The organism is Flexivirga meconopsidis (assembly GCF_026162425.1).
Classification (GTDB): domain Bacteria; phylum Actinomycetota; class Actinomycetes; order Actinomycetales; family Dermatophilaceae; genus Flexivirga; species Flexivirga meconopsidis.
The window spans coordinates 704,090-728,570 of sequence record NZ_JAOBQJ010000002.1; the positions used below are offsets into that span (position 1 = coordinate 704,090).

Genomic DNA, 24,481 nt, shown 5'->3' on the forward strand with positions numbered 1-24,481 from the left:
GCATTCCTGGCACCTGACTCAGGAAGCAGTCAGCACCTCGGCCAGATCGGCCCGCAGCGCCTGCAGCGCCTTGGCGCGGTGCGAGATCGCGTTCTTCTCCTGTGCATCCAGCTCGGCGAGGGTGCGGCCGTCGGGCAGTTCGAAGATCGGGTCGTAACCGAAACCACCCGCGCCGCGCTGGTCGCGGGTCAGTCGCCCGTGCAACTCGCCGAAGCGCACCCGCTGCGTGCCGTCCGGCAGGGCGAGTACGACGCAGCACGCGAAGTGCGCGGCGAGTCGCTCGGCGTCGACGTCGCCGGTCTGCGCCAGCAGGAGGTCGATGTTCGCCTGGTCCGCGCCGTGCGCGCCCGACCAGCGCGCCGAGAAGACACCGGGGCAGCCGCCGAGCACATCGACGGCAAGACCTGAATCGTCAGCGATCGCAGGCAGTCCCGTCGCCTTTGCGACCGCGTGCGCCTTGAGCGCGGCGTTCTCCTCGAAGGTCACGCCGGTCTCGACGACGTCGTCCACGCCCTCGAACGACGCGACCGACACGACCTCGACCCCGGCGAGTTCGGGCACCGAGGCGACGATCGCCTGCATCTCGCGCAGCTTGCCCGCGTTGCGGGTGGCGAGCACGACCTCCCTCACGTCGAGGTCATTCACTGGAGGCGCTCCCGCGCGGGCGCGTCGAGCGCGGCCCGCTGCAGCGTGGTCAGCTCGGCGATGCCCTTCTCGGCGAGGCCGAGCAGGGCGTCGAGTTCGGCGCGGTCGAACGGCGCACCCTCGGCGGTGCCCTGCACCTCGACGAAGCCGCCCCCGCCGGTCATCACGACGTTCATGTCGGTCTCGGCGGTGGAGTCCTCGGGGTAATCGAGATCGAGCACCGGTGTGCCCTTGACGATCCCGACGCTCACCGCCGCGACCGACCCGGTCAGCGGCTGTGCCTTGGCGGCGATCAGGCCACGCTTGCGAGCGTCCTCGACGGCGTCGGCGAGCGCGACATACGCTCCGGTGATCGACGCGGTGCGGGTGCCCCCGTCAGCTTGCAGCACGTCGCAGTCGACCACGATGGTGTTCTCCCCCAACGCATTCAGGTCGATGATGGCGCGCAGCGACCGTCCGATCAGCCGGGAGATCTCGTGGGTGCGGCCGCCGACCTTGCCCTTGCGGGCCTCACGGTCGGAGCGGGTGTTGGTCGAGCGCGGCAGCATCTCGTATTCGGAGGTGACCCAGCCGCGGCCCTGGCCCTTCATCCACCGCGGCACGCCCTCGGTGAAGGACGCCGCGACCAGCACCCGGGTGCGCCCGAACTCGATCAGCACGCTGCCCTCGGCGTGGTCCAGCCAGTTGCGGGTGATCCGCACCTCGCGCAGTTGGTCGGGGGTGCGTCCGTCGTGCCGGGCTGCGTCGTTCTCGCTCATGCCGACCAGGGTAGAGAGGTCGGCCGCCGCAAAATGCGCTGGGCCGCGAGGGCGAGCGTCGTTACCGTGCTCGGCATGACCGCGATCGAGACCGTCCGGACCCGCCTTCGAACCGACCTGCGGCAGGCGATGCGCGATCGCGACTCCGACCGGGCCTGCACACTGCGCGGTGCCCTCGCCGCCCTCGACAACGCCGAAGCGGTGCCGACCGACGCCAGGGCCGGTGCGATCGAGCAGGCCTCCGTGGGCGCGGGCAGCACCGAGGCGGTGAGGCGTGAGTTGGGCACGGACGACATCCGCGCGATCTTTCAGGCCGAGATCAGCGAACGTCGTTCGGCCGCAACCGATTACGAGTCAGCCGCACCCGACCACGCGGCGGCGCTGCGTGCCGAGGCCGAGACGCTCTCGGCATACCTGTCAGATCTCGTATGACGTGAGCGGCTGCGCGAGCTCGACATCGCCCGGCCAGACGGCCGCGGCCTGGTCGTGGCAGCACTGCGGGTCGTTCCACGGTGGGATGTGCGTGAGCATGAGTCGTTTGACGCCCCCGGCGGTCACGGCCGCCTCGGCGGCGCGGCGTCCGGTCAGGTGCACTCCGACGACCTCGTCGTCGCGGCCCTCGCAGAATGCCGAGTCCATCAGCGCCACATCGGCACCCGCGAGCAACGGTGTCAGCGCAGGAGTGCTGTCGGTGTCGCCGGTGTAGGCCAGGACCGCGTCGTCCGCCTCGACGCGCAGCCCGAATGCGGTCACCGGGTGGTTGACCCGGTAGGAGGTGACGGTGAACGGCCCGACCTCGAAGGAGCCGCCGTCGACCAGGTCACGGAAGTCGAACTCCGGCCGCAACAGGTCGGGGTCCTCGGCCTCCTCGTCGGTGACGCCGGCCGCGCGCGCCGCGCGCAGGTCGGTGCCGGGCGGGCCCCAGACCGGCACGGTGAGGGGCTCGTCGGACTGCGGGTGGTAGCGGTAGATCACGTGCAGCCCCGACAGGTCCGCGCAGTGGTCCGGGTGCAGGTGCGAGATCACGATCGCGTCGAGCGCGGCCGGGTCCAGGAAGCGCTGCAGCACCCCGAGGGCGCCGTTGCCGAAGTCGAGCAGGAGGTTCCAGTCACGTCCCTCGTGCTCGGCCTGGATCAGATAGCACGAAGCGGGTGACTCGGGGCCGGCGAACGAGCCGGAGCAACCGACGACGGTCAACTTCATGACGCTCCCGCCTCGACCCCGACGTGATGGAAGTTGTTCCGGAAGACGTGATCGAACTCCGGACCGAGCCCGAGGAATCTCCTTGACAGCTTTCGGAATTCGTCGGTGTCACCGGTGGTCGTGAAGGAATGCCCGGGCGGCGGCAGGGCGTCGTCGCGCAACATGTCACCGTCGGCGAGCACGCGGTAGACGTCCTTGGCGGTCTCCTCCGCCGAGGACACCAGCGTCACCCCGTCGCCCATCACGTAGGAGATGACGCCGGTGAGCAGCGGGTAGTGCGTGCAGCCCAGCACGAGGGTGTCGATCTGGTCGCGCTGCAGTGGCTCCAGATAGGCGCGGGCGCACTCGATGAGTTCGGGACCGGCGGTGATCCCGGCCTCGACGAACTCCACGAAACGCGGGCACGGCACGCTCGCCACCTGCAGGTCGGGCGCGGCGGCGAAGGCGTCGATGTAGGCGCCGGACTGATGCGTGCCGCGGGTGGAGATCACGCCCACCCGTGCGTTGCGGGTGGCCCGCACCGCACGCCGCACCGCGGGCCGGATCACCTCGACGACCGGCACGTCATACCGCTCACGCGCGTCGTGCAACACCGCCGCCGACGCGGTGTTGCACGCGATGACAAGGGCCTTGACGCCGTGCGCGACCAGCCGGTCGAGGCATTCCAGGGCATAGGCGCGGGCCTGCCCGATCGGCCGCGGGCCGTATGGCGCCCGCGCGGTGTCCCCGAGGTAGGCGATCGACTCGTGCGGGAGCTGATCGAGCACTGCGCGAGCGACGGTCAGACCGCCGTACCCGCTGTCGAAGATCCCGATCGGCGCGTCAGACACGATGTCCAGGGTAAAACGTCGGCGACGCACGGATGACCATTCGGCGCGTCACGCCGATCACACCGCAGTCACTCGTCGTCGTGGCGCACGAAGATGTTGTCGAGCACGCCGATGTCGCTCACCTCGACCTCGACCCGTTGACCCGGCTCGACCGGGCCGACGCCCTCGGGCGTGCCGGTGAGGATCACGTCACCGGGCAGCAGGGTGAATGCGTGCGACGCGTAGGAGATCAGCGTCGGGATGTCGAAGATCAGGTCGGCGGTGGTGCCGTCCTGCACGGTCTCGCCGGCGACGCGGGTCCGCACCCGCTGCGCGCCCGGGTCCAGGTCGGTCTCGATCCACGGCCCGAGCGGGCAAAAGGTGTCAAAGCCCTTCGCGCGGGCCCACTGCCCGTCCGGCTTCTGCAGGTCGCGCGCGGTGACGTCGTTGGCACAGGTGTAGCCGAAGATCGCGGTGCGCGCCTCGTCCGGGCTGACGTCCTTGCAGAGCCGGCCGATGACCACGGCGAGCTCGCCCTCGTAGTCGACCCGCTGCGATTGCGGCGGCATCACCACCGGGTCACCGGGGCCGACCACCGCGGTGTTGGGGATGAGGAACATCAGCGGCTGTTTCGGCACCTCGTTGCCGAGCTCGGCCGCGTGCTCGGCGTAGTTGCGGCCGATGCCGATGATCTTCGACCGCGGGATGACCGGCGCGAGCAGCCGCACCTGCTCGACCGTCGTGGTGACTCCGGTCAGCTCGATCTTGGTGTAGAGCGGGTCACCGCTGATCTGGGCGATCTTCTCCCCCGCCCCGTCGACCAGCCCGTATGTCGGATCGTCTCCCGTGGTGTATCTCGCGATGCGCACCGGACAACCCTAGTGCGTATGACGGGAGTCGCGATGCCTCAGTCGCGACGCCGGCGGGTGCGCACCACCGCACCGCCCGCCACCGCTGCCGCGCCGACCGCGAGCGCGCCCGCACCGACCAGCAGACCGTCGTTGCTCCCGCCGGCCGCACCACCGTCGGTGATGATCGGCGGCCCGGTCGTGGTCGACGTCGCGGTGGTGGTCGACGTCCCGGTTGAGCTCGCGGTGGTGGAGGTGCTCGTGGAGCCGGACCCACTCGGGCTCGGGCTGGTCGGCGGCGCTGCCGGGATCGCGGCGATGACCGCCTTGGCGATCTGCGGGTAGCCGAGGTCGTTGGCGTGGATGTCCTGCTTGGCGCACATCCAGGTCCACTCACAGATGCGCGCGACGTTGAGCGGCAGCTCGCCATACGGGGCAACGGTTTTGGTGGTGGTGAAGTCGGTGCTGGAGAACTCGGTGGCGACGTCGGCGACCGGCGCCTCGATGCCCTTGGCCGCGCTCTCGATCGAACCGTTGAGCTGTGCCTGCAACTGCACCGAGGTCTTGGCCAGGCTCTGCCCACTGGTGCCGGTCAACCACGCGGCAAGGAACGGGTTGTAATAGTTGGCCACCACGATCCGCGCGTTCGGCGCGGCGGCGCGCAGCTTGCCCAGGATGTTGGGCATGTCGGCGGCGACCTCACCGAGCCCCTTGGCGATGCACTGCAGATCGACCTTGCTGGTCGTGGCGCACTTCTGCACGTTGTTGGCGCCGATGTCGATCGTCACCAGGCTGACCTGCGGGTTGGCCTTGAGGAAGGCGACGGCGGCGTCCACCTGGTTGCCCTGCGGGTAGCTGCACTTGCCGCCGCCGAGCATGGTGGTGGTCGTCTCGCCGGAGCAGGAGAGGTTCTCCAGTTGCACGCCCGGCTCGGTCTGCTTGAGGTGGGCCAGGACGTCGCCGACGTAGCCGCCGGTCTTGTCGTCGCCCTGCCCCGGCTGGTAACCCGCGGCGAGCGAGTCACCGAGCGCCACGTAGTAGCTGCCGGACGACGAGGGAGCCGCGTTCGCCGACTGAGTGAACACTGCGGCGCCGCCTGCCGACGCGGTCGCGAGCGCCAGGGCACTTGCCACACGCAGAGCACGAGACATGGATTTCCTCCCGGAAGTGAGCCGAATCACGGCTACTCTGCCACGTTTTACCCTGGTCCGGATGGCTGATCTGCAGATCCTGGCGCCGGAGGTATGGCGCCCGCGCGCCCTTACTCACCAGGCGCGCGTCGACGCCCTGACCCGCGCACACCGCGAACGTTCCGCGGGTGGCCGCGCGCACCCGGTCGAGGACTTCCTCTTCACCTATTACTCGCATCGGCCGCGGCTGCTGCGCCGGTGGCACCCAGGCGCGGGCGTGGCGTTGACCCATGCCCCCGAGCACTCGGAGTGGAAGTTCTACCGCGCCGTTGATGGGGCGGTGTCGGTCGACGTCGACGCGTTTGTTGCGCAGCGCGGCAGCACGGTGCGCTTCGTCCGGTCGCTGCTGTCGGCGACCGCGGGACGGTCGGCCAGCCTCGGCTGCTTCGGGCTGCACGAGTGGGCGATGGTCTACCGGGCGCGGGACATCCGGCACGAGGCGTGGCCGCTGCGGCTCGGACAGGACGGCACCAACGAGGTGGTCGAGCGGCATACGGTGCGGTGCTCGCACTACGACGCGTTCCGCTTCTTCACCGACGACGCCAGACCGCGCAACACTCTGGCCCCGACGAGGGCGACGCAGGTCGCCGACGAACAGCCGGGCTGCCTGCATGCCGGCATGGACCTCTACAAGTGGGCCTACAAGCTGACGCCCGCGCTGCCGAGCGAGCTGGTCGCCGACTGCTTCGAGCTGGCCCGCGACGTGCGCACCCTCGACATGCGCGCCTCGCCATACGATCTGAGCGAGCTGGGTTACCTGCCCGTGCCGATCGAGACGCCCGAGGGCAAGGCCGAATACGTCCGCCAGCAAAGGGCATTCGCCGACCGAGGGCAAGCGTTGCGGGCGCGGCTGGTCTCTGCCTGCGACGCGCTCCTCACCTGCGAGGCAGCACTCCCTGCTTGAGCAGCCCGTAGCTGAACGAGTCGACCAGCGCGGTCCAGCTGGCATGCACGATGTTCGGCGCCACTCCGAGGGTCTGCCAGCTGTCCTTGCCGTCGCTGGTCTCGATCAGCACGCGGGTCGTCGCGTCGGTGCCGTGCGCGGCGTCCAGGATGCGCACCCGAAAGTCGATCAGCTCGAACGTCGCAAGCTCCGGGTAGGCGTCGGTCAGGGCCTCGCGCAGCGCGTGGTCCAGCGCGTTGACCGGGCCGTTGCCCTCGCCAGTGGCGACGACCCGTTTGCCGGCGGCCGTGAGCTTGACCGTCGCCTCCGACAGTGACGGTGACTGGTCGCCGGATTCGGTGATGATCCGCCAGGATTCGGCGTCAAAGTAGTCGAGCTTCTCGCCGGTGACCTCCTCGCGCAGCAGGAGCTCGAACGACGCGTCGGCGGCGTCGAAGGTCCAGCCCTGCTGCTCCAGCTCCTTGACCCGGCCGACCACGCGGCCGAGCAGGTCGGGCTGGCCGGTGAGGTCGTAGCCGAGCTCCTTGCCCTTCAGCTCGATGCTGGCGCGCCCGGCCATGTCGGAGACGAGCGTGCGCATCGAGTTGCCGACCAATGACGGATCGGTGTGCTGGTAGAGGTCCGGGTCGACCTTCAACGCGGAGGCGTGCAGGCCTGCCTTGTGCGCGAAAGCGCTTGCCCCGACATACGGTTGGCGGCTGTAGGGCACCACGTTGGTGACCTCGCTGATCGCATGCGACAGGTGCAGCGCCTGGCGCAGTCGCTCGGGTTCGACCACCTCGCGGCCTTGCTTGAGCTGCAGGTTGCTGACCACGGTGACCAGGTCGGCGTTGCCGGTGCGTTCGCCATAGCCGTTGATCGTGCCCTGCACATGGCTCGCACCGGCCTCCACCGCGGCCAGGGAGTTGGCGACCGCGCAGCCGGTGTCGTTGTGGCAGTGGATGCCGAGGCGCGCCTGCGTGCCGGCGATGACCTCGCCGACGACGTCGGTCACCTGGGGCGGCAGCATGCCGCCGTTGGTGTCACAAAGGGCGATGACCTCGGCGCCGGCGGCAGCGGCGGTGCGCACGACCTCCAGTGCGTATGCCGGGTCGGCACGATAGCCGTCGAAGAAATGCTCGGCGTCCAGGAAGACCGAACGCCCTTCTCCCACCAGGAAACTCACGGTGTCCTGGATCATCGCCAGGTTTTCCTCGGGCGTGGTGCGCAGCGCCTCCGTCACGTGCCGCGAGTGCGACTTGGCCACCAGCGTGACGACGTCGGTCTGCGCGTCGAGCAGCGCGCGCACCTGCGGGTCGTCCGCGGCAACAGCACCGGCCCGCCGGGTGGAGCCGAACGCCGCGAGCTTGGCGCTGCGCAGGTCGAGCGCGGTGCGGGCCTGCCGGAAGAACTCGGTGTCCTTGGGGTTGGCGCCGGGCCAGCCACCCTCGATGTAGCCGACGCCGAGGTCGTCGAGGTAGGCCGCAATCGCGAGCTTGTCCGCGACCGAGAGGTTCAGCCCCTCCTGCTGCGCGCCGTCCCGCAGCGTCGTGTCGTAGACGTGGAAGTCGCTCATTGCCTTGTCCTTCAGGTGTTTTCGTCGCGGTGTCTTCGGTGGCCGCGTCGGCCGGTCCTCGGCTTCGCATCGGGTGTGGGTGGCCCGGACACGAAAAAACCTCCCGGGGTAACGGGAGGTTGCGCGTCGGACCGGGTCCGACGCGCTAGCTGATAATGACCTGTGCGGCGGTAACCGCGGTCAGTGCTGAAGCCACGGTCGTAGCTTGCCACTGCGCGTCCGGTGCGCGAAATGGGTGTCTCGTGATCCGGACAGAAGCAATCTACGCTGTGATGATGGAGCTGATTTTCGACGACGACGCGTTGGAGACGGCACTTCGCGAGCTCAGTGAACGCGAGGGCCGGCCGCCCGAGGAAGTCGCACGCTCGGCGATCCTTGAGCGGCACCGGGCAGCTGAGCACACCCGCCTCGTCGACGAGGCAACCGATCGAATGGCCGGGAAGTGGGACGAGCTGCTTGGTCGGCTCAAAGACACCTGATCCCTATCCGTCGCCGAGCCCCTCCAGCACCTGCGCAACCCCGTCGTCGGCATTGCTCGGGCAGACGTGGCCGGCTGCGGCGCGCACGTCGGGGTGAGCGTTCGCCATCGCGTATGACGTGCCGGCCCAGCGCAGCATCGGCAGGTCGTTGGGCATGTCGCCGAACGCCCACACGTCTGCCGCGTCGATGCCGCGCGCGGCGCACCAGCGCGCGAGCGCGGACGCCTTGGTGACGCCGGCCGCCGCGATCTCGGCCAGCCCGCCGGCGCCGGAGTAGGACACGACCGCGCGGTCACCGACGAGTTCGGCGACTCGGTCGAGAAACCACTGCTCGGGCACCTGCATGCTGCGCGCGAGCAGCTTGCCGACCACCGCCGTGTCGGCGAGGTCGTCCATCGGGGCCCGCACCGCGTCCGCCGGCACCCACTGGGAGTGCAGGTCCGGATACTCGTGCTCCATGTGCAGCCCGTCGGCGAGTTCGGCCGCGAAGCCGACGCCGGGCAGCTCCGCACGCAGCTCGGCCACCAGCTCGCACACGAGCGAGCGCTCGATCCCTTGTGATTGCAGGAGGGTTCGGCCGCTCACGTCATACACGAAGGCGCCGTTGGCACAGATGGCGAGACCGTGCGCGCCGACGATGTCCTGCAGCGGGTGCAGCCACCGCGGCGGGCGGGCGGTGACCAGCACCGACTCGATGCCGAGCGCGGGCAGCCGGCTCCAGGCGGCCGCGGTGCGCGGCGAGACCGTCCCGTCCGGTGCCAGCAGCGTGCCGTCGAGGTCGCTGGCGACCAGCCGGGGGCGCTTCACCGGGCTAGACCAGGCGCGTCATCCAGCCGCGGGTGTCCTCCGCGCGGCCGTACTGGATGTCGAGCAGGGTCGACCGGATCTTGGTGGCGATCTCGTCGGTGTGACCTTCGCGGCGGTGGTCGACCGAGCCGCCGTCCCACCGGAGCTCACCGACCGGCGTGACGACCGCGGCGGTGCCGCAGGCGAAAACCTCTGCCAACTCACCGTTTTCGGCGGCGTCCTTCCATTCCTGGATCGGGATGCGGCGCTCCTCCGGCGACAGACCAAGGTCCTTGGCGAGCTCGAGGATCGAGCTGCGGGTGACGCCCTCCAGGATCGTGCCGGTCAGCTCGGGGGTGACGATGCGGCCGTCCTTGTAGACGAAGAAGAGGTTCATCCCGCCGAGCTCCTCGATGTAGGTGTGCGTCGAGGAGTCCAGGAACACCGCCTGGTCGCAGTCGTGGGCGATGCCCTCGAGCTGACCGGCCAGTGAGGACGCGTAGTTGCCGCCGCACTTGGCTGCGCCGGTGCCGCCCTCGCCGGCGCGCGCGTAGTCGGTGGAGATCCAGAGCTTGACCGGTTTGATCCCGTCGCCACCGAAGTAGGCGCCCGCCGGGGAGGCGATGACCGAATAGGTGACCTTGCGGGCCGGTCGGACACCGAGGAATGCCTCGGAGGCAAACATGAACGGCCGCAGGTAGAGCGAGGTCTCGGCACCGCCGGAGGCGTCCGGCACCCAGGCCTGGTCGATCGAGACGATCTCGCGCAGCGACTGCAGGAAGTCCTCCTCGGGCAGCTGCGGCAGCGCCATACGCGTGGCACTGCGCGCGAACCGGGCGGCGTTGGCCTCCGGGCGGAAGGTCCAGACCGACCCGTCGGCGTGCCGATAGGCCTTCATCCCCTCGAAGATCTCCTGCGCGTAGTGCAGGACGGCTGCGGCCGGGTCCAGCTGGAAGGGGCCGTATGCCGCGACATTCGCGTCGTGCCAGCCCTTCTCGGCATCCCACTCGATGCGCACCATGTGGTCGGTGAAGTGGTCACCGAAGCCGGGGTTGGCGAGGACCTCCTGGCGCTGCGCATCGCTCGCGCGGTCGGCACGCTCGGTGACGGTGAACTCCAGGGCCATGGCAACCTCCGACGGTTCCGGAACGGGAATTAGTAGGTCTTCCTACTAAGGGTAGAGCCACCGCCGGCGGGGGTTGCGCGGCGGTGTGGCCGCTGCCACAGACGGTCAGCCGATGCGGGCGGCGATCGCGTCGCCTACCTCGCTGGTGGAACGCGGTTTGTCGCCCCGCTCCCCGAGATCGGCGGTGACCGCGTCCTCGATGCGCTGCGCCTCGGCATCGCGCCCGAGGTGGGAGAGCAACAGCGCGACCGAGAGGATCGCCGCAGTCGGGTCGGCCTTGCCCTGGCCCGCGATGTCCGGCGCCGAACCGTGCACCGGCTCGAACATGCTGGGCGCGGTGCGGTCCGGGTTGATGTTGCCCGATGCCGCCAGGCCGATGCCGCCGGTGACGGCCGCGGCAAGGTCGGTGACGATGTCGCCGAAGAGGTTGTCGGTGACGATCACGTCGAACCGGCCCGGATCGGTGGTCAGGTAGATGGTCGCGGCGTCGACGTGCGCGTAGTCGTGGCTGACGTCGGGGAACTCCTTGCCGACCTCCTCGACGGTGCGGCGCCACAGGTGGCCGGCGTGGGTCAGCACGTTGTGCTTGTGCACGAGCGTCAGCTTCTTGCGCTCGCGCGACTGGGCGCGGGCGAAGGCGTCGCGCACCGCGCGCTCGGCGCCGAAGCGGGTGTTGACGCTCACCTCGGTCGCGAGCTCGTGCGGGGTGCCGACGCGCAGCGCCCCGCCGTTGCCGGTGTAGGGGCCCTCGGTGCCCTCCCGCACCACGACGAAGTCGATGCCGTCGGGTGCGACGCGGTCGACGTCGAGCGGTGAGGCGGTGCCCGGGTAGAGCTTGGACGGCCGCAGGTTGATGTAGTGGTCGAGCTCGAACCGCAGCCGCAGCAACAGGTTTCGCTCCAGCACGCCGCTCGGCACACTCGGATCGCCGATCGCGCCGAGCAGGATCGCGTCGTGACCGCGCAACTCCTCCAGCACCGAGTCGGGCAGCGTCTCGCCAGTTGCGTGCCAGCGCTTGGCGCCGAGGTCGTACTCGGTGCGTGCGACCTTCGCGTCGGAGACGGCGTCCAGCACCTTCAGGCCCTCGGCCACCACTTCCGGGCCGATCCCATCGCCGCCGATGACCGCCAGATTGATCGTGTCGCCAGTCGCTGTCGTCATGACGACACCATAGGCGCGCGTCTCGCCATACGATATCTGAGTCTTGTATGTCGGACACGAGTCGGCGTCGGGCGGATCGCAGCGTCGGCGGCAGGGGCTGCGACGGGGGCAGGGGTTGCGCCATACGCCGGTCGCGCGACCCCAGCGAGCCCGCGATCCCTCGCGCCCCCGCAAAACTCACCGAATAGGTGACCGACACGCCGCGATCCGCTCCTCCGACGGCGCGCCACTCCACTTATCGGTGAGTTTCGCTGCAGCCGGACCCGCACACTCACCTATTCGGTGAGTTTCGCTGCAGCCGGACCGCACACTCACCTAATCGGTGAGTTTCGCTGCAGCCGGACCGCACGCTCACCTAATCGGTGAGCTTCGCTGCAGCCGGACCCGCACACTCACCTAATCGGTGAGTTTCGCTGCAGGACGCAGGCCCAGCCCGGGCATGAGAAAGCCCTGGGCAGCGCGGGCTGCTCAGGGCTTCTCGCAGGTTGCTTTCTCGGCACGCCCAGGGCTATCCGACGACGACCTACGTCAGGCGGATCGAGCGAGCCAGCGGGCCACTGCTGACCGCCCGCGACTGGCGCGCGGGGAGCCGAACGAAAGAACTCAGTCGCGCAGGTCCATCGACTCCTGCAACGCGCGGCGGGACTCCTGCTGTTCTTCGGTCATGTCATCCTCCGGGGGATCTCGGTTCGGCTCATCCCCCAAGTTTGGAAGCCGAACGGTGTTGCAAATTAAGGCGATTGCGAGTGGTCAGCGCAGCGCGGGTTCTCCGCGGCGAGGGGCTGACCTAGAGCTCGCCGCGGCTGGGAATGAGGATGATCCACCGCGTCATAACGTCGAAGAGTACGCCGCGTCGTCCACTTCGCGATACCTGATTCTCATGATTCGGACACTTCGGCGGCCATCTCCGCGGCCAGCGCCGACCCTGCCGCGGCGAGGCCCGGCTCGTTGCGGGCGACCACTGCAGCCGCGTCCACCAGCCGGCCGTCGGGGCCGTAGTCGTCCTGCCCGAGCGTGATCGCGACAGGCGGCTCCACCATCCGCATCTTGACGAAGGCGAAGACATTGCGCAGAGCCTCCGCCGCCATACCGCCGCCGCGTCCGCCATAGGTGATGAGCAGGCCGGGCTTGTCGTCCCACTCCGCATAGAGGAAGTCGATGGCGTTCTTCAGTGACGCGGGGTAGCCGCCGTTGTACTGCGGACTGACGAAGACGACCGCGTCGCTGCCCTCGATCAGCTGCGCCCACCGCTTGGTGTGTTCCTGCTGGTAGTCACCCAGCGCCGGCATCCGCGGCTCATCCAGGAACGGCAGGTCGAGCTCGGCGAGATCGGTGACCTCGACGTTCGCCCCCGTCGCGGCGGCAAGCCGGGGGGCGATTTGTTCGGCCAACTGATCGCCGACCCGCACGGGGCGGGTGCTGGCGACGACCAACCGGATCATCGGGGTGGTGGTGCTCATGTCGGACTGCCTCCTGAAGTGGTCTCATGAATCGGAATCTGAATCTCACGATGCGAAACCGACACTGCTGCCCAACGGCAGACCCCCGCGGGGTATTCCGGCCGCCCGGACCAACTGCCAAGTTCACGCCCGTCCGCGGTGCTCGATGCGGTACGAATGACTCATCCGGCGATCACCCGTCGTAGTGCTAGGGATCGGGGGCAGTATGACGAGCGCAGGCCCGCTCCTTGCCGCGGCAGATCTCTCCCCCGATCTGATCGCGATGTCGCGGTGGCAGTTCGCGGTCACCATCGCCTTCCACATGACCTTCCCGGCGATCACCGTCGGATTGTCGGTCTTCCTCGCGGCCGTCTACGGCGCCTACCTACGCACCCACAAGCCGGTCTACCTGCAGATCTTCCGCTTCTGGAAACGGATCTTCGCCGTCGGCTTCGCGCTCGGCGTCGTCGCCGGCACCGTCATCACCTTCGAATTCGGGCTCAACTGGGGCCCGTTCGCCGCCGCAACCGGCCCGATCCTCGGCCCGATCATCGGCATGGAGGTCGTCACCGCGTTCTTCTTGGAGGCCGGCTTCATCGGCGTCATGCTGTATGGCGATGGCCGCGTCCGCGAGCGCACCATGTTCATCTGCTGCTGCCTGGTCGCGCTCGGCACGATCCTGTCGACGACCTGGATCCTTGCCGCGAACTCCTGGATGCAGACGCCGGCCGGTTACCGCATGGTGAACGGGCAGTTCCAGCCGACCAACTGGTGGCATGCGATCTTCAACCCGTCCTTCCCGTGGCGCTTCCCGCACATGCTGCTCGCGGTGCTCATCTCGGCCGCGTTCCTGGTCGCCGGCGTGGGCGCCTACTACCTGCGTGCCGGACGTTCGCTCGCGTTCGCCCGCAAGACGTTCTCCTGGTCGATGGGCGTCATCGCCATACTCCTGCCGATGCAGCTGTGGCTCGGCGACAACGTCGCCGGCTACTACGTCGGCCCCGACCAGCCCGCGAAAATCGTTGCGATCGAAGGACATCGGGTCTCCACGCAGAACAGCTACCTGCTGTTCGTGGTGCCCGACGAGAAGGCCAACCGCAACGCTGTCGAGATCGGCGTGCCGTGGCTGGGCAGCGCGATCGGCGCCAAGGACCTGTCCGGCAAGAGCACCACCCCGGGCGCTGATGCGGTCAAGCCCGACCTGCGGGCCAACGTGTGGGGCTCCTTCTACGGCTTCCGGATGATGTTCTACGGATCGATGTTCATGTTCGCGGCGGCGATGATCGCGGTCGTCCTGCGGCTGCGACGGAGGCTCTACTACGCGCACTGGTTCCACACCTTCGTGATGTGGCTGATGCCGATCGGCGTGATCGCCATCATCGGCGGCTGGATGACCGCCGAGACCGGCCGCCAGCCATGGCTGGTCTACGGGCAGCTGCGCACCACCGACGGCGCCTCGCACCTGGCGACCGGCACGGTCATCGCGACGTTCGTCGGTTTCCTGTTGATCTACCTGACAATGCTCGCGGTCTGGATCGGCTACGTCATACGCACCGTTCGCAGTGGACCCGACACGTTGGAGGTGCCCGCGGATGGCCGCTGACTTCTGGTTCGGGATCATCGCGCTCTGTCTGACGATGTACGTCCTGCTCGACGGTTACGACCTCGGCATCGGCATCCTGCTGCTCGGCGAACCGAACCGCGAACGCCGCCGCTCGATGATCGAGATCGTCGCGACCGCGTGGGACGGCAACGAGTCCTGGATCGTGCTGCTCGGGGTGTCCCTGTGGGGCGGGCTCCCGGCGGCCTACGGTGCCATGTTGCCCGCGCTCTACCTGCCGCTGGTGATCATGTTGTTCTCACTGATCTTCCGCGGGGTCGCGATCGAAATGGTCTCGAGTTCGCCTCGTACGCCTGCCGTTTGGTCGTTCGCGTTCGGGGCGGGGTCGCTGGTCGCAGCGGTGGCGCAGGGCTTCGTGATCGGCGGCCTGCTCAACGGCGTGCGGGTCGAGCGCCAGGTTTTCGCCGGGGGCACGTTCGACTTCTTCGCGCCGTTCTCGGTGTTCACCGCCATCTCGACGGTGCTGGTCTATGCGGTTGCCGGCGCGGCATACCTGCAGCACAAGAGCGAGGGCGCGACCGAGCATCGCGCCGCGGCCTCCGGGCGCGTATTGCTGGTCTTTGCAGTCCCATTCGTCCTGATCACCGCGCTGTGGACCGGCGCCACCGCCGCGCCGCTCCAGCTGCATCCGACCGCGCGTGGCATCGCCTTCTGGCTGCTCGTGGTGGTGGCAGTGGTGGCCGCCGGAGCCGCCTGGATCGGTTTCGCCCGCGGCCCGGACTCGCTGGCGTTCCGTGGGGTGGTGACGGCTGAAATCGCAGGACTGGTAGCGCTTTTCGTCGGCATTGCACCGCTCGTGGTGCCACCCGACGTGACGATCGACAGCGCGGCTGCCCCGAGTGGCGCGCTGACCTTCCTGCTGATCGGCGTCGGCATCAACATCCCGCTGGTGTTCTTCTACAACTGGTATGCGCATCACGTGTTCCGTGGGAAGTACCGCCTGCCGGCAGAGCACCGACCATCGGGTATGACGCCGGTCGGCGCCGCGATACGGCCCACCAAGGGAGGTGACCGCCGATGAGCCGCGTGCTGCGCGGGCTCGGCGTGCTGGTGCTCGTCGCGCTCGGCATCGTGCTCTACGCGATGTGCATCGACATGTTCGGCGGCTACCCGCAGGTGCACAGCGAACTGCTCACCCGCGTCGCCATCGGCCTGCTGATCGTCGGGAGCATTGCGGTCTGGGCATGGCACAGCCGTGTCAGTGACGACGATGACGATTTCGACTGATCCGGTCGGCACATCGACCGCCGACGCCGACCAATTCCTCACTCTTGCAAGGAAACCCGGCGGAGGAAACCTTCGCACCGCGGCGGCGTGGCGAGTCGGGGCGATCACGGCCCTGGTGCTGTGGTGGGAATGCGTCGCACACCTGGTCGCCGGCGGCAGCTTCACGCTCTGGGGAGCACTCGGCCTGCTCGCGCTCCTACTCGGCGCAGGGTGCCGGGCCTGCGCTGCACGCGCCGAAGCCGCAGGTCAGCAGCAGATCGCGCGCTGGGTGCAGTCCCGGACCCTTGCCGCCGCCACCCGCCCGCACGCCATCGAGTCACCGGCGCGGCTCGCGCACGAGACGATCGAACTGGCACAGGACGTCGCGTCATACCACCGCGCCGCCGCGCCCGCTGCGCTGGCCGCCGGGCCGAGCTGCGCGGTCGTGCTGATCGTCGTCGCCTGGCAGCACTGGCCGGTGGCGGTCCTGCTGCTGCTCACGACGCCCTTCATCCCGGCCAACCTCCGACTGGCCGGCCTGTCGGCGCGCGACGCGAGTGAGCGTCAGCTGGCCGACGTACGACGGCTGTCCGACATCTTCCTCGACCGCTTCGCCGCACTGCGCACGCTCCGCTCCCTGGGCGCCGCGGAACGCGAGGCGGCGACGGTGGAGGCCGCCGCTGCCGACCTCAGTCGTTCGACGATGCGGGTGTTGCGCCGTGCGTTCGTCTCGGCCGCCGTGCTCGACACGATCGTCACCTTCGCCATCGCGATCGCGGCGACCTACGTCGGCCTGACCCTGCTCGGCTATCTGCATCTGCCCGGCGGCGACCTCGACCTGGCGACCGGCCTCGCGGTGCTGCTGCTCGTGCCGCTCTATTACGAGCCGCTGCGCGCGGTGGCTGGCGGCTATCACGAGAAGGACCGCGCGCAGGCAGCCGCGGCAGTGCTGATGCACGACGCCGATGCTCCCGCCATGACCAGCGCCGCACCAATGCCCGAGCCGCCGGCGGTGCAACTGTCGGGAGTGACGGTCCGACTGCACGGACGCACCGTGCTGAGGGACGTCACCGCGACCGCGGCAGCGGGCGCGGTCGTCGCTCTCGTCGGACCATCTGGATCGGGGAAAACCACTCTCCTGCAATGCATCTCAGGCATGCGCATACCGACCTCCGGCATTACCCGCTGGGTGAGCGACGGACAATCCGTCGAGCCGACCCCAGGCGCAGCGAGCTGGATCGGCCAACGCACCGTCATCCTCCCCGACACCCTCGGCGACAACATTCGCCTGGGCCACCCGACAGCAGGCGATGACCGGGTCGCGCGCGCTGCCGCGGGCGCCGGCCTGACGCAACTGGTCGACAGCCTGCCGGCCGGGCTCGACGAGCCCGTCGGCGACGGCGGGCATCCGCTGTCCGCAGGTGAGGCCCGCCGGGTCGCCGTGGCACGGGCGATCCTGCGGGGCAGCGCCCTCTGGCTGCTCGACGAGCCGACCGCGCACCTCGACGCGCGCACCGAGCAGGACGTCCTCGACGGCTTGCTCGCGGCATCCGCCGGCCGCACGGTCGTGATCGCCACGCACTCCCCCGCGCTGATCGAGCGGGCCGATGTCGTATGGCGCATCGAGCGCGCCACCGTGCACGTGGAGGAACGCACGTGACCGGCCACCCGCTACTGCGAGCGCTCCGGCAGTTGCGCGGTGCACCGGCGCTGCTGTTGCTCGCCGGCGTCACGGTCGGCTTCCTCGCCGACGCGAGCGCGGTCGGCCTACTCGGCGCGTCGGGCTGGTTCATCGCCAGTTGCGCGGTCGCGGGCAATCAGCCCGGGTCCACGTTTTCCTACGTGACCCCCAGCGGGGTCGTGCGGGCACTCGCGATCACCCGCATCGCCACCCGCTACCTGCAGCGACTCCTGGTGCACGCCGCGACGCTGAAATGGCTGGTACGCCTGCGAGTTCGGCTCTTTCTGGACCTGGCCCGGGCCCCGCTCCCACAGGTCGCGGCGGTGCAGCGCGGCGCCGCACTGGACCAGGCGATGCGTGATGTCGATGCGCTTGATGGACTGCTGGCGAGCGCCGCGGCACCGGTGTTGACGACGGCGGCGGTCGGCCTGGCCGGGATCGCGGTCACCGCGACACTCTCGTCATACGCCGCGATCGTGCTGGGAATCGGCGTGGTGGCCGTCGCCGGCTTCGCCTGGCGAGCCGGAAGCCGAGTCCCCGATCCGGCCGAGCTGCGCGCGTCGGCGCGCGGTCGCATCATCGCGGTCGGCGAGGCGTTGCCCGAGTTGGTCTCCCTCGGCGCGGCCGACGTCGCGGCGCAGGAGGCGCAACGCAGACTGGCCGGGTTCACCGCACAGGAGGCGACCCGCGGACTACGGCTCGCCGCGGCCGGCACGTGGGCCGGCGTGCTCAGCGGCGTGACCGTGCTCGCGGCGCTCGGCCCGGTGCGCTCCGGTGGCACGACCGACGTCGCGACTGTCGCACTCATCGCGCTGCTCGCGGCCGGGACACTCCAACTCGTCGAGGGATTCGGGGCCGCGGCGGCCGCTGCGACCGAGGCGACGCGGGCCGCACGGCGCCTGCGGACCGAGGAGGCTGCGCCCGGCGCGCGCGAAGCACCAGCGGAGAACGACCTGGCCGCCACCGAGTTGCGGGTCCCCGGCGCGCACTCGCTAGATCTGGCGGTCAAGGCCGGCGGGACGCTGGTGATCAGCGGTCGCTCAGGGGCCGGAAAGACAACGCTCCTGCGGCAACTGGCGGGTGAGGCTGTTGCCGACGTGGTGATCGGCGGGGTGCCGACCGACCGGCTCCGTCCCGGGCACCTGGTATCCGTTGCAGTCGATGATCCGCTGATCGGCGCGGACGTGCTGGCCAACCTACGACTCGGTGCCCCGCAACTCAGCGAGGAAGAAGCACGGGCCCTGCTGGATGACTTCGGACTGACCGACGTGCTCCTCGACGACACCGTCGGTGCCGGAGGCGCCCGGGCCCTGTCCGGTGGTGAGCAGCGCCGGCTGACGATCGCGCGGGCGGTCGCGGCCGCGCCGCGCGTGCTGTTGCTCGACGAACCCACCGACGGCCTCGACCCGGACACCGCCACAAGGACACTACGGGCGATCCGCGAGCACTTGCCTGCCACCACCGTGGTTGCAGCGATCCACGATCGTGACCTGCGGCTGGTGCCGTGGGCCGACACCCGCCTCATGTCACTTGACGACCGGCAACGAAAAGCCGCACCCGAGAACGCTTCTCGGGTGCGGCCTTCGCCTCAAACGGGTCAGCGGGCGGTGTAGAACTGCCCGCTTCCGCGCACCGCTGCGGGCCTCGCTCGTACCTCGCTCGTGTCCTCGCGCTGCTGTCAGCGGGCGGCTGAACCCTCCACGTAATCGGTGTCCGTGTCGTTGTCCTTCAGCCAGCTCATCAGGCCACGCAGCTCCTTGCCGGTCTTCTCGATCGGGTGCTGCGCGCCCTTCTCCCGGAACGCCTTGAACTCCGGCGCGCCGGCGTCCTGGTCGTCGATGAACCGCTTGGCGAAGGTGCCGTCCTGGATGTCCTTCAGCACCCCCTGCATGTTCTCCTTCACGTGCGGGTCGATGACGCGCGGGCCGGAGACGTAGTCGCCGTACTCCGCGGTGTCGGAGACCGACCAGCGCTGCTTGGCAATGCCGCCCTCGATCATCAGGTCGACGATCAGCTTCAGCTCGTGCAGACACTCGAAGTAGGCGACCTCCGGCTGATAACCGGCCTCGGTCAGGGTCTCGAAGCCGTACTGCACCAGCTGCGAAGCACCGCCACAAAGCACCGACTGCTCACCGAACAGGTCGGTCTCGGTCTCCTCGGTGAAGGTCGTCTTGATGCCGCCGGCGCGCAGGCCGCCGATCGCCTTCGCGTAGGACTTCGCCAGGTCCCACGCGTTGCCCGAAGCGTCCTGCTCAACTGCCAGGAGCACGGGCACCCCACGGCCGTCGACATACTCGCGTCGCACGATGTGACCCGGGCCCTTCGGCGCGACCATCAGCACGTCGGAGTCGGACTTGGGCTTGATGTAGTCGTAACGGATGTTGAAGCCGTGCCCGAAGACGAGCGCCGCACCATCCTGCAGGTTGGGCTCGATCTGCTCCGTGTAGAGGGTGCGCTGCACCTGGTCCGGGGCGAGGATGACCACGACATCGGCCTCCTTGACGGCGTCGGCGACCGGCACCACGCGCAGGCCCTCGTTCTCGGCCTTCTCCTTGGACGACGAGCCGTCGCGCAGGCCGACGCGAACGTCGACACCCGAGTCCCGCAGGTTGAGCGCGTGGGCGTGGCCCTGGCTGCCGTAGCCGATGACGGCAACCTTGCGACCCTGGATCACCGACAGGTCGGCGTCGTCGTCATAGAACATCTCGGCCACTGGAATCTCCTTGTAGTGTTGCGTGAACTTCGTTGGGAATGTTTGGTTTTCAGGCGGTCTTGCGACCGCGGTCAGTGATCGACTTGCCACCACGCCCCACCGCGACGAGACCGGACTGCACGATCTCGCGCACGCCGTAGGGTTCGAGCACCGCGAGCAGTGCGTCGAGCTTCTCCGGGGTGCCGGTCGCCTCGATGACAACCGAGTCGAGGCCGACGTCGACCACGTTGCAGCGGAACATCTGGGTGAGTTGAACAATCTCGGCGCGCGAGGTGGCATCGCAGCGGACCTTGATCAGCACCAGCTCCCGCTGCACCGATGCGCTGGTCTCCAGCTCGACCACCTTGAGCACCTCGACGAGCTTGTTGAGCTGCTTGGTGACCTGCTCCAGCGCGGTCTCGTCGACGTCGACGACGATCGTCATACGGGACATCTCGGGGTGCTCGGTCGGACCGACCGCGAGCGAGTTGATGTTGAACCCACGCCGGGAGATCAACCCCGAAATGCGTGCCAGCACACCGGGTTTGTCCTCCACCAGCACCGACAGGGTATGACGTGCCATCAGCGCTCCTCCTCTTCGATGATCGCGGTCTCCTCGCTGATCGCGGCGTCGTCGTCGCGGTCCCAAACCGGCGTCATGGCGCGCGCGGTCGTCACCAGGTCGTTCGAGACGCCGGCCGGCACCATCGGCCACACCATCGCGTCGCGCTCGACGACGAAGTCGATCACCACCGGAACGTCGTTGATCTCCAACGCTTTTGCAATGGTGGCGTCGACATCTTCCGGCTTCTCACAGCGCAAGCCGACGCACCCGTAGGCCTCGGCGAGCTTGACGAAGTCGGGGACGCGCGACTCACCGATGGCGGTGTGCAGGTCGGTGTTGGAGTAGCGCTCGTTGTAGAACAGCGTCTGCCACTGACGCACCATGCCGAGGCTGGAGTTGTTGATGATCGCGACCTTGATCGGGATCTTGTTGATCACACAGGTGGCCAGCTCCTGATTGGTCATCTGGAAGCAGCCGTCGCCGTCGATCGACCAGACGGTGCGGTCGGGTTCGCCGACCTTCGCGCCCATCGCGGCCGGCACCGAATAGCCCATGGTGCCAAGCCCTCCGGAGTTGAGCCAGGCGTTCGGTCGTTCGTACTGCACGAACTGCGCGGCCCACATCTGGTGCTGCCCGACGCCTGCGGCGTACACCGCGTCGGGTCCGGACAGAGCGCCGAGCCGCTCGATGACGTACTGCGGGGCAATCGCGGTCGCGGCCTCCGGCGTCGTGTAGCCCAGCGGGTAGGTGCGCGTCCAGCCCTTGGTGCGCTGTCGCCACGCCTCGTAGTCACCGCCGTTGCCGGCCTCGATGTCGGTGCGCAGCGCGGTCGTGAGGTCGCGGATCACCTCGCGGGCGTCGCCGACGATCGGCACGTCGGCGGCGCGGTTCTTGGAGATCTCGGCCGGGTCGATGTCCGCATGGATCACCTTCGCGCCGGGCGCGAACGACGCAAGGTCGCCGGTCACCCGGTCGTCGAATCGCGCGCCGAGCGTGATCAGCAGGTCCGCCTTCTGCAGCGCGGTCACCGCGGCGACCGACCCGTGCATCCCGGGCATGCCCAGGTGCAGGGGGTGACTGTCCGGGACCGCGCCCCGCGCCATCAGAGTCGTCACCAGCGGGATCCGGGTCAGGTCGACCAGCTCGCGCAGTTCGTCGGCGGCTCCGGCCCGGACGACGCCGCCGCCCAGGTAGAACACCGGGCGCTTCGCCTCGCGGATCAGCTTCGCGGCGGCCTTGATCTGCTTGTGGTGCGGGCGGGTCACCGGCTTGTAGCCCGGCAACTCCACGTCAGCCGGCCACTCGAAGTGCGTCTTGGCAACGAGCGCGTCCTTGGTGATGTCGACCAGCACCGGGCCCGGTCGACCGGTGGACGCGATGTGGAACGCCTCCTTGACCGCCGCCGGGATGTCGGCGGCATCGGTCACCAGGTAGCTGTGTTTGGTGATCGGCATGGTGATGCCCCGGATGTCGGCCTCCTGGAAGGCGTCCGTGCCGATGGTCCGGGAGTTGACCTGTCCGGTGATCGCGACCATCGGCACCGAGTCCATGTAGGCGTCGGCGATCGCGGTGACCAGGTTGGTCGCGCCGGGCCCGCTGGTCGCCATACACACCCCGACCTTGCCGGTCGCCGACGCGTAACCCTCGGCCGCATGCCCGGCGCCCTGCTCGTGCCGCACCAGGATGTGGCGCAGCTTCACCGAGTCCAGCAGCGGGTCGTATGCCGGCAGGATCGCACCGCCGGGGAGCCCGAATACGACCTCGACGCCGGCCGCCTCGAGCGCGAGCACGAGGCTCTGCGCTCCGGTCACTTCCTGCGCGGCGGCCGGTGCCGAGGCCTTTGCCGCGACCTCTGCTGGGGTCGGGATCTGCGTTGTCACGATGTCGTCCCTCGTGGTTCGTTAACGGACGTTGAGCACAAAAAAACCCTCAATCCCGATTTCGGGTAGTGAGGGCTGGCGCGCTAGCTGAGTCGTCGAATCAGCTTGCGCGCCTGGGAAGTACGAGAATTCGTGCCACGCGGACAGTCTCCGCCGCCAACCGAGCGAAGGTCAACATTCTGAGACGCACGTCTCGTCATGTGGACACTCCGCTCGGTGGCCGGCATCAGTCGCAGACCGCCCCGCCGCTCGCGCTACCGACCAACTTGCGATATTTCGCCAGCACCCCGCGGGTGTACTTCGGCTCCGGCTGGCTCACGCCCGCGGCCCGACGGTGGTCGAGCTCGGCTTCGTCGACCAGCAGGTCGAGCGTGCCGCCGGCGACGTCGAGCCGGATGCGGTCGCCGTCACGGACGAACGCGATGGGCCCCTCGTCGACCGCCTCCGGCGCTACGTGGCCGACGCACAGTCCGGTAGTGCCTCCGGAGAAGCGGCCGTCGGTGAGCAGCAGCACGTCCTTGCCGAGACCCGCGCCCTTGATGGCGCCGGTCACCGCGAGCATCTCCCGCATGCCAGGACCGCCCTTCGGCCCTTCATAACGTATGACGACAACGTCTCCGGACTTCAGCGAGCCGTCCTCGACCGCATCCATGGCGGCCCGCTCCCCGTCGAAAACCCTTGCGGTTCCTTCGAATACATCGCTGTCGAAACCGGCCGACTTCACCACCGCACCCTCGGGGGCGAGCGAACCCTTGAGGATCGTCAGGCCACCGGTCGGGTGGATCGGCTTGCTCATCGCACGCAGCACCTTGCCGTCGGTGTCGGGCGGCGCGATGTCAGCGAGGTTCTCGGCGATCGTGCGACCGGTGACCGTGAGGCAGTCACCGTGCAGCAGCCCGGCGTCGAGCAGGGCGCGCATCACGACCGGCACACCACCCACCCGGTCGATGTCGGTCATCACGAACTGCCCGAAGGGTTTGACGTCGGCCAGGTGCGGCACCTTGGCGCCGACCCGCTGGAAGTCGTCGATGGCCAGGTCCACATCGGCCTCGTGCGCGATCGCCAGCAGGTGCAGCACCGCGTTGGTCGAGCCGCCGAAGGCCATCACGACGGCGATGGCGTTCTCGAACGCCTCCTTGGTCATGATGTCGCGCGCGGTGATCCCGCGGCGCAACAGCTCCACGACGGCCTCACCCGACTTGTGCGCGAATCCGTCGCGGCGGCGGTCGGTGGCCGGCGGAGCGGCCGAGCCGGGCAACGACATACCGATCGCCTCGGCGACCGACGCCATGGTGTTCGCGGTATACATGCCGCCGCAGGCTCCCTCGCCGGGACAGATGGCCCGCTCGATCGCATCCACGTCCGCGCGGCTCATCCGGCCCGCGGCACAGGCGCCGACCGCCTCGAAGGCGTCGATGATCGTGACCTGCTTCTCGCTGCCGTCGGACAGCTTGGCGATGCCCGGAAGGATCGAACCGGCATACAAGAACACACTCGCCAGGTCGAGCCGTGCCGCGGCCATCAGCATGCCGGGCAGGGACTTGTCGCAACCGGCGAGCAACACCGATCCGTCGAGGCGTTCGGCGTTCATCACCGTCTCGACGGAGTCGGCGATGATCTCGCGCGAGACCAGCGAGAAGTGCATGCCCTCATGGCCCATCGAGATGCCGTCGGAGACGCTGATCGTGCCGAATTCGAGCGGGTAACCCCCCGCTGCGTGCACGCCTTCCTTGACCGCCTGGGCGAGCCGCTCCAGGGAGAGGTTGCACGGAGTGATCTCGTTCCACGAACTCGCCACTCCCACTTGGGGTTTGGCGAAGTCGTCGTCGCCGAGACCTACCGCGCGCAGCATCCCTCGCGCGGCGGTCTTCTCCAGACCGTCGGTGACGTCGCGGCTACGGGGCTTGGGATCCGGCGTGTCGGTCATGTGGGC

The 24,481-nt window shown here is 68.9% G+C and carries 23 protein-coding genes; 8 read left to right on the forward strand and 15 right to left on the reverse strand.

All coding sequences use genetic code 11. The features are described from left to right. Positions 1-18: 18 nt before the first annotated feature. Positions 19-645 (reverse strand): RdgB/HAM1 family non-canonical purine NTP pyrophosphatase, encoded by a 627-nt coding sequence (gene rdgB, locus N2M23_RS08655; RefSeq protein ID WP_265444768.1) that lies wholly within the window; start codon positions 643-645, stop codon positions 19-21. Then, positions 642-1,403 carry a ribonuclease PH gene (gene rph / locus N2M23_RS08660; protein WP_265444769.1) on the reverse strand — a complete coding sequence of 254 codons (762 nt, stop codon included), beginning with the start codon at positions 1,401-1,403 and terminating at the stop codon, positions 642-644. Before rph ends, rdgB begins: the two co-directional genes overlap by 4 nt. A 75-nt stretch (positions 1,404-1,478) precedes the next feature. Here rph and N2M23_RS08665 point away from each other — a divergent pair, with 75 nt between their 5' ends. Beyond that, complete coding sequence (locus N2M23_RS08665; RefSeq protein WP_265444770.1) at positions 1,479-1,835, forward strand: GatB/YqeY domain-containing protein; 357 nt, start codon at positions 1,479-1,481, stop codon at positions 1,833-1,835. On the opposite strand, the gene N2M23_RS08670 is transcribed toward N2M23_RS08665, so the two are convergent. The 4 genes from N2M23_RS08670 to N2M23_RS08685 form a co-directional block, all read right to left on the reverse strand. Then, a complete protein-coding gene (locus tag N2M23_RS08670; protein ID WP_265444771.1) occupies positions 1,821-2,606 on the reverse strand; it encodes an MBL fold metallo-hydrolase in 786 nt (261 codons plus the stop codon). The two genes, N2M23_RS08665 and N2M23_RS08670, sit on opposite strands and share 15 nt — an antisense overlap. Continuing rightward, on the reverse strand, positions 2,603-3,436 hold the full coding sequence (murI, locus tag N2M23_RS08675) for a glutamate racemase (protein WP_265444773.1): 834 nt from the start codon (positions 3,434-3,436) through the stop codon (positions 2,603-2,605). The genes N2M23_RS08670 and murI overlap by 4 nt, the downstream gene beginning before the upstream one ends. A 68-nt stretch (positions 3,437-3,504) precedes the next feature. Beyond that, a complete protein-coding gene (locus N2M23_RS08680; protein WP_265444774.1) occupies positions 3,505-4,284 on the reverse strand; it encodes a fumarylacetoacetate hydrolase family protein in 780 nt (259 codons plus the stop codon). A gap of 38 nt (positions 4,285-4,322) precedes the next feature. Then, positions 4,323-5,414 (reverse strand): SGNH/GDSL hydrolase family protein, encoded by a 1,092-nt coding sequence (locus N2M23_RS08685; protein ID WP_265444776.1) that lies wholly within the window; start codon positions 5,412-5,414, stop codon positions 4,323-4,325. A 61-nt stretch (positions 5,415-5,475) separates the two neighbouring features. Between N2M23_RS08685 and N2M23_RS08690 the strand changes: the two genes are divergently transcribed. Beyond that, the gene (locus N2M23_RS08690) at positions 5,476-6,357 is read left to right on the forward strand and encodes a 3-methyladenine DNA glycosylase (protein WP_265444778.1); all 882 of its coding nucleotides are present in this window, start codon (positions 5,476-5,478) and stop codon (positions 6,355-6,357) included. On the opposite strand, the gene cimA is transcribed toward N2M23_RS08690, so the two are convergent. Then, positions 6,329-7,912, reverse strand: coding sequence for a citramalate synthase (cimA, locus tag N2M23_RS08695; protein ID WP_265444779.1), 1,584 nt, complete (start codon positions 7,910-7,912; stop codon positions 6,329-6,331). The two genes, N2M23_RS08690 and cimA, sit on opposite strands and share 29 nt — an antisense overlap. A gap of 275 nt (positions 7,913-8,187) precedes the next feature. Here cimA and N2M23_RS08700 point away from each other — a divergent pair, with 275 nt between their 5' ends. Further along, on the forward strand, positions 8,188-8,391 hold the full coding sequence (locus tag N2M23_RS08700) for a hypothetical protein (RefSeq protein ID WP_265444780.1): 204 nt from the start codon (positions 8,188-8,190) through the stop codon (positions 8,389-8,391). Between the two features lie 3 nt (positions 8,392-8,394). Here the strand turns inward: N2M23_RS08700 and N2M23_RS08705 are convergent, their stop codons facing one another. The 4 genes from N2M23_RS08705 to N2M23_RS08720 form a co-directional block, all read right to left on the reverse strand. Beyond that, positions 8,395-9,198: an HAD family hydrolase gene (locus tag N2M23_RS08705; RefSeq protein ID WP_265444781.1), complete on the reverse strand. Its 804-nt coding sequence runs from the start codon at positions 9,196-9,198 to the stop codon at positions 8,395-8,397. A gap of 4 nt (positions 9,199-9,202) precedes the next feature. Further along, on the reverse strand, positions 9,203-10,303 hold the full coding sequence (locus N2M23_RS08710; RefSeq protein WP_265444783.1) for a branched-chain amino acid aminotransferase: 1,101 nt from the start codon (positions 10,301-10,303) through the stop codon (positions 9,203-9,205). A 105-nt stretch (positions 10,304-10,408) separates the two neighbouring features. Beyond that, positions 10,409-11,464 carry a 3-isopropylmalate dehydrogenase gene (locus N2M23_RS08715; protein ID WP_265444784.1) on the reverse strand — a complete coding sequence of 352 codons (1,056 nt, stop codon included), beginning with the start codon at positions 11,462-11,464 and terminating at the stop codon, positions 10,409-10,411. An 878-nt stretch (positions 11,465-12,342) separates the two neighbouring features. Continuing rightward, entirely contained in the window at positions 12,343-12,924 is a 582-nt protein-coding gene (locus N2M23_RS08720) for an NADPH-dependent FMN reductase (RefSeq protein WP_265444786.1), read from the reverse strand. Positions 12,925-13,129: 205 nt separating this feature from the next. Between N2M23_RS08720 and N2M23_RS08725 the strand changes: the two genes are divergently transcribed. Genes N2M23_RS08725 through N2M23_RS08745 form a run of 5 tightly spaced genes read left to right on the forward strand, consistent with a single transcriptional unit; the run spans position 13,130 to position 19,024 of the window. Beyond that, a complete protein-coding gene (locus N2M23_RS08725; protein ID WP_265444788.1) occupies positions 13,130-14,506 on the forward strand; it encodes a cytochrome ubiquinol oxidase subunit I in 1,377 nt (458 codons plus the stop codon). Then, complete coding sequence (locus N2M23_RS08730; RefSeq protein WP_265444790.1) at positions 14,496-15,545, forward strand: cytochrome d ubiquinol oxidase subunit II; 1,050 nt, start codon at positions 14,496-14,498, stop codon at positions 15,543-15,545. Before N2M23_RS08725 ends, N2M23_RS08730 begins: the two co-directional genes overlap by 11 nt. Next, entirely contained in the window at positions 15,542-15,751 is a 210-nt protein-coding gene (locus N2M23_RS08735; protein WP_265444791.1) for a hypothetical protein, read from the forward strand. Before N2M23_RS08730 ends, N2M23_RS08735 begins: the two co-directional genes overlap by 4 nt. Beyond that, a complete protein-coding gene (locus tag N2M23_RS08740; RefSeq protein ID WP_265444792.1) occupies positions 15,735-17,390 on the forward strand; it encodes an ATP-binding cassette domain-containing protein in 1,656 nt (551 codons plus the stop codon). The genes N2M23_RS08735 and N2M23_RS08740 overlap by 17 nt, the downstream gene beginning before the upstream one ends. Then, positions 17,387-19,024: an ATP-binding cassette domain-containing protein gene (locus N2M23_RS08745; RefSeq protein ID WP_265444793.1), complete on the forward strand. Its 1,638-nt coding sequence runs from the start codon at positions 17,387-17,389 to the stop codon at positions 19,022-19,024. The genes N2M23_RS08740 and N2M23_RS08745 overlap by 4 nt, the downstream gene beginning before the upstream one ends. Before the next feature lie 65 nt (positions 19,025-19,089). On the opposite strand, the gene ilvC is transcribed toward N2M23_RS08745, so the two are convergent. The 4 genes from ilvC to ilvD all read right to left on the reverse strand — a co-directional run bounded on the left by ilvC (position 19,090) and on the right by ilvD (position 24,475). Further along, positions 19,090-20,124: a ketol-acid reductoisomerase gene (gene ilvC / locus N2M23_RS08750; RefSeq protein ID WP_265444794.1), complete on the reverse strand. Its 1,035-nt coding sequence runs from the start codon at positions 20,122-20,124 to the stop codon at positions 19,090-19,092. 49 nt (positions 20,125-20,173) lie between these two features. Next, on the reverse strand, positions 20,174-20,686 hold the full coding sequence (ilvN, locus tag N2M23_RS08755) for an acetolactate synthase small subunit (protein WP_265444796.1): 513 nt from the start codon (positions 20,684-20,686) through the stop codon (positions 20,174-20,176). Continuing rightward, the gene (locus N2M23_RS08760; protein ID WP_425270204.1) at positions 20,686-22,548 is read right to left on the reverse strand and encodes an acetolactate synthase large subunit; all 1,863 of its coding nucleotides are present in this window, start codon (positions 22,546-22,548) and stop codon (positions 20,686-20,688) included. The genes ilvN and N2M23_RS08760 overlap by 1 nt, the downstream gene beginning before the upstream one ends. 226 nt (positions 22,549-22,774) lie before the next feature. Beyond that, on the reverse strand, positions 22,775-24,475 hold the full coding sequence (gene ilvD, locus N2M23_RS08765; RefSeq protein WP_265444797.1) for a dihydroxy-acid dehydratase: 1,701 nt from the start codon (positions 24,473-24,475) through the stop codon (positions 22,775-22,777). Positions 24,476-24,481: the final 6 nt, after the last annotated feature.